At 34.6% G+C, this 12,509-nt stretch carries 6 protein-coding genes; 2 read left to right on the top strand and 4 right to left on the bottom strand.

What is annotated here, in order from left to right:
- Positions 1-200 precede the first annotated feature (200 nt).
- Genes LW139_RS18340 through LW139_RS18330 form a run of 3 tightly spaced genes read right to left on the bottom strand, consistent with a single transcriptional unit; the run spans position 201 to position 3,495 of the window.
- Positions 201-1,355: a DUF4056 domain-containing protein gene (locus tag LW139_RS18340; RefSeq protein ID WP_247850356.1), complete on the bottom strand. Its 1,155-nt coding sequence runs from the start codon at positions 1,353-1,355 to the stop codon at positions 201-203.
- Positions 1,355-2,497, bottom strand: a complete 1,143-nt coding sequence (locus LW139_RS18335; RefSeq protein WP_166539949.1) for a BamA/TamA family outer membrane protein — start codon at positions 2,495-2,497, stop codon at positions 1,355-1,357. The genes LW139_RS18340 and LW139_RS18335 overlap by 1 nt, the downstream gene beginning before the upstream one ends.
- The gene (locus tag LW139_RS18330) at positions 2,497-3,495 is read right to left on the bottom strand and encodes a hypothetical protein (RefSeq protein WP_166539950.1); all 999 of its coding nucleotides are present in this window, start codon (positions 3,493-3,495) and stop codon (positions 2,497-2,499) included. Before LW139_RS18330 ends, LW139_RS18335 begins: the two co-directional genes overlap by 1 nt.
- Before the next feature lie 356 nt (positions 3,496-3,851).
- Here LW139_RS18330 and LW139_RS18325 point away from each other — a divergent pair, with 356 nt between their 5' ends.
- Positions 3,852-4,307, top strand: a complete 456-nt coding sequence (locus tag LW139_RS18325; protein WP_109408377.1) for a regulatory protein RecX — start codon at positions 3,852-3,854, stop codon at positions 4,305-4,307.
- Between the two features lie 4 nt (positions 4,308-4,311).
- Here the strand turns inward: LW139_RS18325 and LW139_RS18320 are convergent, their stop codons facing one another.
- The gene (locus tag LW139_RS18320; RefSeq protein WP_166539951.1) at positions 4,312-5,184 is read right to left on the bottom strand and encodes a LysR family transcriptional regulator; all 873 of its coding nucleotides are present in this window, start codon (positions 5,182-5,184) and stop codon (positions 4,312-4,314) included.
- Between the two features lie 419 nt (positions 5,185-5,603).
- Here LW139_RS18320 and LW139_RS18315 point away from each other — a divergent pair, with 419 nt between their 5' ends.
- Positions 5,604-12,470 carry a neuraminidase-like domain-containing protein gene (locus tag LW139_RS18315; protein ID WP_247850355.1) on the top strand — a complete coding sequence of 2,289 codons (6,867 nt, stop codon included), beginning with the start codon at positions 5,604-5,606 and terminating at the stop codon, positions 12,468-12,470.
- The last annotated feature ends 39 nt before the right edge of the window (positions 12,471-12,509 follow it).

The following is a 12,509-nucleotide window of genomic DNA, read 5'->3' as shown; positions in this document are numbered from 1 at the left end:
CCTCACATTAGGATAACTACGAGTGATTTGTTAAATAAATGTATAAGGTTTACTGGAAGGCCTCGTTTTATAATCGCTTTTCTTCTTTAACAAAAAATGCTTTTTTGATGTAAACTTAAATTTATCTTATGTAAAAAGCCATGACTTAACCCAAATTTAGTAAAATTAAGGGTTTTTAATGTGTCAATTTTGTTTATTATTTAGTCAATTTTTGTTGTTTTTGGTCTAATTTTATTATCAATTTCACGCGCTTTTTCTGTTAAATCAGTAAAATCCGCCTCATGCCAATAGGTTTTTGGATGAGGTAAACTTGCCATTTTCGTTGTCGGCCAAAGCTGAAATTCTGCTAATTGTTCTAAAACGTAACCAGAATAAGCACTAGGTAATGTGAGGTAATGTGGAGATGCTGTTTCCTCAAAAGGTAACACCGGATACCGCTTGTCCGAGATGTGATAATCACGCATTAAAACTAAAAATTTGTCAGGAACACGTTGTTGACTATCCCACCATTGTCCATCAATCACATCAAACCACTGCTGTGTTAATTGACGAGGTTGAGCTTCTAATTGGTAGAGTGCGGAAGGAATAATGCCCTGCATCGATTGATTATAGTGCTCAAGGCTGGTGGCATGACCCTTTAAAATAAGTGTAAGAGAAAGCCTTGCTCCAATTAAATTGGAATAGAGATCTTCAGGTGAAAATGCAGAGATACCTTCAGAGAATCCCGGCACAGAACGAAAACCATACCATTGTGCAATTTCATGCCATACCGCAAGACGATAACCGAGGTGTGCAGCAAGATAAGCACTTAAGGTATAGCGTTCTGTTTCATCTTTAGGTGGGGTAAAAGCATTAAAGTGTATTTTACGTTGTGCCAGTTCATTGCTTAGCGTTAGCGTCCACTCTTGACCTAACTTTGGATAGATATGGCTAAAGAGGTAGTAAGTGTAATCTGCGGTATCACGAATATGGGCGATATCAAGGAATCCTCCTTTATGAGAGTAAATTAAACCTGATTTTTCACTTCCTAAACCTAATACGGCAGCCGCACCCAGCCAAAAGCTATCGTTATAGCGATGGTTACCTAATGTCGAAGCTTCAACTACATTATCAATACGATAAAAAGGAACGGGTATTTCAAACGCTTTGACTTTTAAGTTATAACCAAAAGCACAACAAGGCCTTAAGCCATTAGGTGCTGTTAGCGGTTCAGGTATTTGCCAAAGCTGTGTTGCTTCTTCATGGGTAACACTATCAAGATTGGCATGCAGAGATTTTACAGGGGTGACTTGAGTGCAACCTGCAATAAATAAGAAGAAGACAATGGTGTTGATAAAAAGAAACCGCTTAAACATCAAAATGCTTCACCTACTTGAAAATAGAATCCTGTACTTTCTTTACCTATGCCAAAATCGAGACGTACATTCATACGTGGTTTAAATTCAAAACGATAACCCACACCAACACTAGGTAGCCAATGGCTTTTGCCTAAATCACGTGCTTGGTCGCTTAACGTACCACCGCCCATCCAAAGAGCAATGCCATGTCGCCAATTGAGCTTTTGACGGTACTCTACTTGGGTTGAAAAGACATGATTATCTTGATATCGCCCTTCATAATAGCCTCGCATTTGGTGCCCATTGCTCAATTTAGACAATTGGCTCCAAGGCACATCACCCGATGTGAAACGGGCATAATTATCAAATGCCAATACCGCAGTATCACTTAAGGGATAATAGTAGTTATATTGTATCTGTGTCGCATTAAAGCGGTTATTACTGCCAGTATCCGATGAATAATGGGTATAACTGATATCAAAAGCCTGCCCTCGATAAGCGTTTGGTAAAAAATCGCGACTATCGTAAGTAAAGCGAGCAGTTATTCCTGAGCTAGTTGAACGCAAAGGTAAATCACGTGCATTCATATAGGCTTTAAAGGGATTATCAGGGGCAGCAGCTTGTAGACTAGAATAATCCCACCCTAATCCTATATAAGTGTTTTTGGTAATTTGACGCAGTAACGTGGGCGTTAGACGCAATTCTTGAGAGCGAAATTCGCCGAAATGATCTTTTACACGTCCTTCGTGATAACCCTCTCCCCAATAATTGGTAGGAACATTATTTAATGTTCCTGTGAGATAAAAGCGCCACGTATCATCCATTAGGTAAGTGTAGTTGCTAAAGGTCATACCAAAAGCACCGGTTGATGAGCCAAAACCGCTTAACGAGAGAGACGAGATTTTACTATCAGGACGACTATCCGCTTGATAAAGACCAACAAGCGCAATGCCTACACCCAATTCTAGCTCTGGCGTATAAAATGGGCCCGGTAATACACCCCAGTCGATAGTTTTACTGCGATCGAAGTTATTTTCTCCCCCTAATTCAACTAGCCATTGGTCTATTTGTTGTCTATCGGGAAAGAGTTGAGCTTGTGCTGTGTGTGAAGTAAATAGGCTGGCAAATGCCAGCCCAAAAATAAAAGGGTATTTAACCATTAAAAACGGAACTCACCTGAAATAAGGAAGCTATTACGATTATTAAAACCTACTTCAGTGATCACATTAAAGTTACGTGTCACTTCTAAACGCGCCCCAAGAGTTTGGTTCCATTTATGGGCAAGATGCTGTTCAACATCAAATTTGATATTACCCATAAATGAAGAACCGAGACCCATTAAATCATCTAACCCATCAGGTAAATCTAGTCTGCTGACATCTCCCCTAAAACGTTGAGTAATATCTTGGTACATTGCACCTGTCCAGACTTGTAGTTTGGTATTGCCTTGACCCGAAATTAGTGGTGAGAAAATAAATTCATAGCCCACTCTAGGGGTGATAACTAAGGCTTTAATATCACCGTCTAAAATATCAAGGTTTGTTTTGGTATAGTTTAAATCGAAGGTGCCAAAAAACTGGTTATAGCCACCCGCTAAGGTAAAGCCACCACCATAAGACTTGCCCTCATAATTTAATTTAAAAGGAACATTTTCAACAGAAGGTTCAGTTGCATCAGCAAAGTAAACGGAGTTTAATTGTGCAACAGATGTACCCTTTGTTTTTCCATAAATCCCATACACATTCATAAAAGGAAAAACCCAAGTATCCAGTTTTAACATATGGGATTCGTTGTTACTGCGAGTGTGGCCAACATCAATGTCAACAAGGCCAAGAAGAGCCTGACCTATTGGAGTACTGGAGCTAAAACCAATTTTATCTACAACTACATCTTGTCGTAGATTCATATAGTTATAACCAATACCAAAAGGCTCTGGAATATCATAACCGCGGGCGCGAGCTTCATCGCCCCAAATGGGTAAAACACGAGATTGGCTTGCTGGGGTACGTGTATCTAGCGAACCTTCATTATTTAATGCTGTGCCACCAGATTGGCTCACACTTAGAGAGAGCAGAGGACGATCACTGTCCGCATAAGAAAAACTCGTGGCAAGAAGGGAGGCGGTCAATACCACCTTATTTAAATTGGAAAAGTTCATACATAACCCACAAAAAATTAAAAAAGTAAGTAGTAAAAGAGTAGCCGGAAATTTTAATCTTTTTCTAATAGGTGGTCACCAGCTATAAGTGCGATATACAGTAATAGATGCTTATATTTTGCGTTTTTAAAGGATTATTAAGGGTTTATTAAATAAAAAACCCTATTTTTTCTAAGCTAACCTTAATAAAAGTAGTCGATTTCAATTATAAAAGAGAATGATAATTCTTCTTTTAATTATTACTAATATATTAATTTCCCTATTATTGATGAAATTAACAGCAAAATAAGCTATTTCGGTGATAACGCGTTATGATAATAGTCGTTTTATATGGACTTTTTTAATAAAGGAACGTTATGACCTATCAAGAGCTTTATCAATACGCAATTTTTATGCTGTCTCGTCGTGATTACAGTACAAGAGAACTACAACGTCGAATCGAACGCCGAATTCGCGAAACTGAAAAAGACTCACCGACTGCCCCTGAATGTTTGCCTCAAGTAATCGAACGCTTACTTGAAAGTCAGTACCTTGATGACAATCGAACTATTTATAGTTTTTTTCGTAGTTATTTAAATAAATCCTATGGGCCGTTACGTATTCGCCAAGAATTACGCCTAAAAGGATTTCCCAGCGAAATTATTGAACGTGTATTAGAAGAAACAGACACTGATTGGTACGCACTTTGCCAAGAGGTCAAAGAGAAAAAATTTGGTACAGACAATCCTAAGGACTATAAAGAGAAAGCGAAACAAATCCGTTATCTGCAATATCGCGGCTTTACCTCTGATTATATCAATGCGCTGTTTTAATTGATTAGCGTAGTGTCATTGCGATATCAGCTAATTTTTTATCATTATTCTTTTTAAAATAGACTTTTTGATGTAAGAAAATATCAAAAGGAAATGGTGAGCGAATAAATTGTACCTCATCATTTGTGATCGTTGAAATATAATGAATATTTTCAGGCATAAAGCAATAACCAGCTCCTTCATCAATACATTGCAATACATCAGCCATTTCTGTTAAACCTAAAGTATGATATTGGTAACCCTGTTTTTTTAATCTATCTAAAATTGTTGAAAATATCGGATTATGCAAAGAACTGTTTCTTTGTATTAATGTTTCTTTAGCAAAGAATGTTTTGGTATCGGAATGTTTTTCAAAGAGTTTTTTATTTACTAATAAGCCGACTTTTTGTGTGCATAGATTAATCGTATTAATGTTTTTATGAGAATAGTCAAATTCAAGAGAGGAAATAACAAGATCAAACTCTTTATCAAAAAGTTCTTCATTAATATCATCAATATAACCATCTTCTAAAGACAACTTGTATTGATCATTTTTTTGTCTTATTTCCAATAGTTTTGTTTTCAAATCAGGATAATAAAGCCCATCTAACTTAATTGAAAGCAATGTCTTATCTTCATTTAAATCTAAGATCTGAGTTTCAATTTTTCTAATTTTTTTATAATAGGGATATAGTCGTTCATACAGTGTTTTTCCTGCCGGAGTAAGTTCCATTCCATTTTTTGAACGTTTAATCAATGATTTACCTATTTGGTTTTCAAGTTCATTAATACCATGACGTAACGCAGATGGGGTGACATTAATTTTTTCTGCTGCTTTTACTAGACTTTGGTAAGTCGCAACAGCAAAGAATTGATTTATTTTTCGTGAGAAAAACATGCAGGTGTTCTCCACAGAGACATATTAATTGAAATTAATAATCTGCTTGAATGAGATTTTTACATTGATATTTGTCAATAATATTTTTAGAGCGACTAAAAGTGAAAAATTATCGAAGATAAATTAAAAAAATAACTTTGACGACTAAAGTTGATAATAAATAAGAGCATTTTTCACAAAAAATAAAATCAAATGATTGATTTTTTATTATTACTTTATTTTATTTATTGCTTATGTCTGTTTTTTTAATATATTTTTTTATTAAAAATCACGGACAGCCTATAAAGTATAAAAAAACTCAAGATCACATTATAAAAAACTCAATTTTCATTTTTAATTTTCTTGATATTTTAATTTTCGAGATGAAAAGGCGATGTAATTATCTCTATTTTTAATAAACTTATATTAGGAAATATTTAATGAAAAACATTAATACGCTTTTAACGAAAATGAAATCTTCCACTTCGGAAATTATTACATTAAAGGAATTAGCCCCATTATCACTGCATGAAATACGTGCATTAAGTGATGAAAAATTAACGTGGGATGAAGCAAAAATATTATATACACAAGCACAAGAAGCCGAAAAAATTAATAAACTTAATGAAGCTCATTATTTAGCGCGTAATAATCCTCAAGTACAAAATGCGGTCGCGTTAGGTATTCAACCACAATCAGCACAAAGCCGCGCATTAGGTGATTGGATCCCTGAAAGAGGCAATATTTTTGTCGATGATAAATCTGTGGCTTCTATGTTTTCACCCGCGGGGTATTTAACAGAACTTTATCGTGAAGCAAAAGTATTACATGCTGAAAGTTCGGTTTATCATCTTGATAAACGCCGTCCCGATTTAGCGCAATTAGTGCTTTCACAAGAAAATATGGATAAAGAAGTTTCCACACTTACTTTATCTAATCAAATTCTAACCAGAGCACTACAAAATAAATTAGGTGGTGGTAAAGATTTATTTCGTGAATTAGCGACTAACCGTTTAACTGGTGGCACACCTTATCACCAACCTTATGAAACCATTCGCCAAGCAATTTTACTTCAAGATAAAAATCTTGAAGGTTTAATGTCTGCGGTTGATGTGACAAGAACCTTAGATTCAGCACTACTGGCTTCTATTCAAGCTGATATTTCCCCTGAGCTTTATAATATTTTAGTCGAAGATGTTGATAAAGATACCGATACACTATTTAAGAAAAATTTTGGCTCTACTAACAGTGATATTCTAAATAGCACTCATTTTTTAGCGAAATATTATAATATTGAACAGAAAGATGCTCAATTTGTTATTAAAGCGTTTAATAAAAAAGGGAAGTTATCTAATAAAGAATTTTTAAATTTAAATAAAATCATTCGCTTATATAAAGCTACAGACATGCCATTGTCTTCTTTGATTACTGCAATTCAATCTAAAAATATGCAATTAAATATTGATAAAGAAGTATTAAGCAATATTTTTCATTTGCAAGTAATGATGAATACTTACCCTATTACAGTGGAACAAGCGATTGTGCTTAATGGTGGATTAATTTCAAAAACATCATTAGGTAATACACTATCACAATTTGATCAATTATTTAATCATCCGCCACTTAATGGTAACACTTTTACAGATGATGGTTATCATTTCCCTCTAGATAATGCAAATGAAGCTACTAGTATTATTCGTTTAAATACTTTAAAGCGTGCATTTGATGTTAATGATGTTGAACTTGTTATGTTATGGCGGTTAGCAATATCTTATAATAGCGAATTTGATTGCTCATTAAAAAGCCTTTCTTTACTTTACCGTACGAGCTTATTAGCACAAATTTATGGTTTATCGGTTAATGAGTTAGTATTGCTTATTAATATTTTACCAAAACCATTCAATGGAACGATTCAATCTCATGATAGTTCTGATGATATGGGTAATTTAATTCATACTCTTAATGATGTCATTAACTTTGCTAAAAAAGAAAAGTGGACGATAAGTGAATTATTTTTAATTTGTTCATCAAAATTTGAGTCTGAATTTAGCTCTGAACTTGAAGTGTTAATCAATAATTTAAAAGAAATATTAAAAAATACACCAACAGATTATGCAGAACAATTCTCAGCCATTTCTTCATTTATTGCTGCTGAAATGGGTATTGACTCTATTGAAAAATCAAATTCAATATTACAATGGGTTGATCTAGAAGCAGGTAATAAATATCTAAATGAGATATTGCCAATAATTATTAAAGATACTTTAACTCAACAAGATAAAGTAGATATTGCACTATTCTTTAATCGACTTAAAAAAACCACCTTGGTTTCCAATAAAGTGGGATTAAATAAGTATGAATTAGAATTTATTAGTGTAAAACAAGAATATCTTTATCCTAAAGAAAAGCATGTTTTAACCATTGATAAAATAAAGCATATTACTTATTTTCATCACTTTATTTCCCAATGTGGCAATATGGCGAATGAGTTTTTAACTGGACTTAAAAACCAGTCATTAACGACTGAAAAAATGACCTCTATTTTAAATATTGATGAAACAACGCTTAATCAAGCCTTAGTATTAACGCCAACCAAAGAATTAAAAGATTTTCAAAATATTACTATTTTGATTCAATATTTAGAGTTATCTAAAACACTGGGTATTTCACCTAAAGATTTTAAATTGTTAATTGATTTAAAATACACTGAAAATAATGATGTCGCGGGAAATTATGATAAGTGGGATAGGTTAAGCCAAATTATGCAGGCGAATTTAAACAGTGAAAAAACGGCACAGCTTACTCAAATTAAGGATGTGAAAGAAGCGGCAGTATTAACCCATTATTATGCCAGTCAAAGTAGAAATCCATCGTTAATCAGTCGTGATGATGTGTATCACCATTTATTAATTGATAATCAAGTTTCTGCTGAAATTATGACAACACCGATTGCACAAGCGATTGCCAATATTCAATTTTATATTAATAACTGCTTGTCAGGTGATGAAAAAGATGTTGATAAGAATGTAAAAGGCCGTACTTTTTTTGCTCAGTGGGATGAATTTAATAAACGTTATAGCACTTGGGCAGGTGTTTCTAAATTAGTTTATTATCCAGAAAACTATGTTGACCCAACGATGCGTATTGGGCAAACCAAAATGATGGATACCCTATTACAGTCTATTAGCCAAAATAGTGTTAATCGCGATACGGTAGAAGATGCCTTTAAAACCTATTTAACTTCATTTGAGCAAATTGCTAATTTAGAAGTGATTAGTGGATATCATGATAGCGTAACACTGGATGATGGCATTACCTATTTTATTGGCCGTAATCCTGCTGATCAAATGAGCTATTATTGGCGTAGCGCTGATCATAGTAAAATTAAAGATGGCAAAATGGCAGCCAACGCGTGGACAGAGTGGACTAAAATTGAAAATGGTTTAAATCCGTATAATGGTTTAATTCGCCCTGTTATTTTTAATAGTCGTTTATATATTGCTTGGGTTGAACGACTTGAAAAGGCCAAAAATGAAACGGCGGAAAAAATTGAAAAAGAAATTAAATATAGCTTAAAACTTTCTCATATTCGTTATGATGGTTCTTGGAGTTCGCCTATTACTTATGAAATATGGGATAGTTTAGACAAACTGAATAAACTCAACTTCTATCTCAGTTATAGTGATGAGTTTGATAAAGTTATGATTGTGTTTTATAAAATGTCAGAAACATACTCAGCTGAAAAAGATGAATTCAAGATTTACTATATTGATAATGAATTGAATTTTGCCAAAGGAACTTCAAGTGAAATTGAAAGTGTTTATATTAATGCAAAAAATGAATTCGATATATTAGATGATTCAAAAGGAATTCGTGTTAAAGTTATAAACAATCATTTTATTAAAAGAGATAAAACGAATTATACTATTTCACGTGAACCTAATTCTAATATTACAGTTAAAGAGTCTGAACTAGCATCATTACAAGGTAGTTTAATTAATGATGCTAAAATTGAATTAAATAATAATCGCATAACGTGTTTGTTTTCTGCTGCTATTAAATGTGAAATTAAAAAAACAATTGAAGCTGATGATTATGTAAAACAACACGTGGCAAAAATACTGTCATATCATAATGATTCTAATGATGAATTTGAAGATATTTATTATGCTAGGGTTAATATAGGTAAATGTGAGGATGGTTATTGGGAAAATATACATAATGAAGAGACGGATTTTGCTTTGTATTTTATTGTTGATTTGAAATCAAGAAATTTTTATTTTTATTTTATTTATAAAGGTAATGAATACAAAGTGGATCTCGACTTTACTCGTAAAGTTATGAATTCTTATGCTCCATTGATTGGTGTTTTTAATATGGTTGATAAAGATGGTGATGCCATTAACCTAATGAACGGCTCTATTGAGGAAAATGGATATTTCTCTATGAGTATAGATGATCATTTTTATGATCTAATAAAACAAAACAACTGTATGCTTGTTATGACATTTGAACTAGATGATGGTTTTTATGGTATTTATGGTAAAAGCACATTGGATAATTTACCAATTAAAAATTTTGATCCAATGTATAACAGTACAGCAAATAAGATCAGTGATATTGCAATTGAAATAAAATCTGCGGAAAACAATAAAGAATACAATATTAATAGTTGGAGTAATCATAGCCAAATTTATGGAGGTATAAATAGTTTCAATAATGTAGATGGTGCACTTAGTTTAGATATTCCTGTTAGTGAATTTACCAGAAATGGAAAAACAACGGTAACGGTAAATGTTAAGGTTAAAAATAAACAATCGGAGGTGTTATCAGAAAAGGCTTTTTCATTTGAAGTTAAGAGAACTATCGTTGCGGATACAGGAAGCGTTATTAAAGTAGAAACAAATTCAGCAATGGCTCAGTATATGTCAATGAGCATTACAAATAAGCCAATGCTTGTGCGTTTAAATACTTTATTTGCCCGTCAATTGGTTAAACGTGCCAATAAAGGTATTGATACTATTTTAACCTTAGATACTCAGCGTTTACCTGAACCTGCATTAGAGGGTAATACGGACGACACCATGGATTTTAATGGTGCCAATGCACTCTATTTTTGGGAGCTGTTCTATTATACCCCAATGATGGTTGCTAATGTGATGCTGGAAGGACATAACTATGATGAAGCTGGTCGCTGGTTACGTTATGTATTTAGTCCTAATGGCTATATAGAAAATGGGACTTATTCTGATCGCGTGTGGAATTCACAACCCCTTTTAACTGATACGGATTGGGATAAAGTTCAACTCGATTCAACCGATCCGGATGCCGTTGCGCAAACAGATCCGATGCACTATAAGTTAGCGACCTTTATGAAGTGCTTGGATATTCTTATGGAGCGTGGTGATAGTGCTTACCGTGTATTAGAACGTGACACCTTAAATGAAGCCAAAATGTGGTATATGCAAGCGCTGAAATTACTGGGTGATGAAACTGAGCTGTTAGGTGATAACGTTTGGTTAACCCCTAAATTAACTGAGGCAGCAACAAAAACGAAACAATCAACACGCGTAATCAAGAAAGAAAATGAAGAAGCGGCATCACCACGTACTGCAAATTCATTAACTGCGCTCTTTTTACCGCAAATTAATGAGAAGTTAGCGCAGTATCGCGACACGTTAAAAGTGCGTCTGTTTAATTTACGTCACAATTTATCAATTGATGGGCAACCTCTGTCGTTAGCGATTTACGCTACACCGGCAGATCCTAAAGCATTACAAAATGCAGCCGTGAATCAATCTCAAGGTGGCAGTACATTGCCAAATGTCGTGATGCCAACACAGCGCTTCCCTGTGATTTTAAATAGTGCTAAATCGATGGTTAGTCAGTTAATGCAGTTTGGTAGTTCATTATTTAGCATTACAGAACGCCAAGACGCACAAGCATTGTCAGAATTATTCACTACGCAAGGTGGCGAAATTATTCTGCAAAATATGAAGTATCAGACGAAGAGTATTGAAGAATTTATCTATAACGAGAAAGCATTAAAAGCGTTACGCGTTGGGGCACAAAATCGACTTGATCACTATAGCAAGTTATATGATGAAAATATCAGTACCTCAGAGCAACAAGCGATGGATCTCTATCTGGCATCGTCAGTGTTGAATACCGCCAGCCAAGGGCTAAACATTGCAGGAGCTGCTGCAGATTTGGTGCCGAATATTTACGGTTTAGCGGTCGGTGGCTCGCGTCTAGGCGCTATTTTTAATGCCACATCAATTGGTCTGCAATTATCAGGATCTGCAACTCGTATTGCGGCAGATAGATTAAGTCAATCTGAGTCTTATCGTCGCCGTCGTGAAGAGTGGGTATTATCTCGCGATAACGCAAAATCCGAGTTGGAACAAATTGATGCACAACTTGAAGCCTTAAAAGTACGTAAAGATGCCACGAGTTTGCAGCTGGATAGCTTGAAATTACAACAGCAACAAACGCAAGAGCACTTAACTTTCTTACAAAATAAATTTACCAATAAAGCCCTGTATAACTGGTTACGCGGTAAATTAATGGCGATTTATAAACCTTTCTACGACTTAGCTATTTCTCGCTGTCGTATGGCGGAATTAGCTTATCAGTATGATTTAGGTGAAACCCAAACCTTTATTCGCCCAGGTGCATGGCAAGGTAACTATTCTGGTTTGATGGCGGGTGAAAATTTAATGCATAACCTGACTCATATGGAAAACAGCTACCTTGAAAAAGATAAACGCGCACTGGAAATTACCAAGATTGTTTCGTTGGGTGATGTATATCAAGGGTTAAGCACTAAGCCATTTGGATTTGAACAAGTAACTGATGTGATTAATCAATCGAAAACACAGTTAGGTACAGCAGTAAATGGTATTACGCTGAAAAACGGTCAATTACAAGCTTCAATTAGGCTCTCTGATTTAGCTATCGACAAAGATTACCCTGCTGATTTAGGTCAATTACGTCGAGTTAAACAAATTAGTGTGACATTACCTGCATTAACAGGCGCTTATCAGAATATCAGAGCAGTGCTGAATTATGGCGGTAGTGCGGTGAAACCAAGAGGTTGTAATGCAATCGCGATTTCTCATGGTATGAATGACAGTGGTCAATTCCAACTGAACTTCAATGACGATCGTTATCTGCCTTTTGAAGGTTTACCCGTGAATGATAGCAGTACACTGACTTTAAGCTTCCCTGATGCAACAAGTAAGCAAAAAGAGATGTTACTGACACTGAACGATATCATTCTCCATATTAATTACACCATTCGTTAATTATCTAAATCTTAATTAATTACAGGCTCCTTAGGGAGC

Source organism: Proteus vulgaris (assembly GCF_023100685.1).
GTDB lineage: Bacteria > Pseudomonadota > Gammaproteobacteria > Enterobacterales > Enterobacteriaceae > Proteus.
The sequence above is the reverse complement of the archived record's forward strand: the minus strand, read 5'-3'. Positions and strand labels throughout refer to the sequence as shown.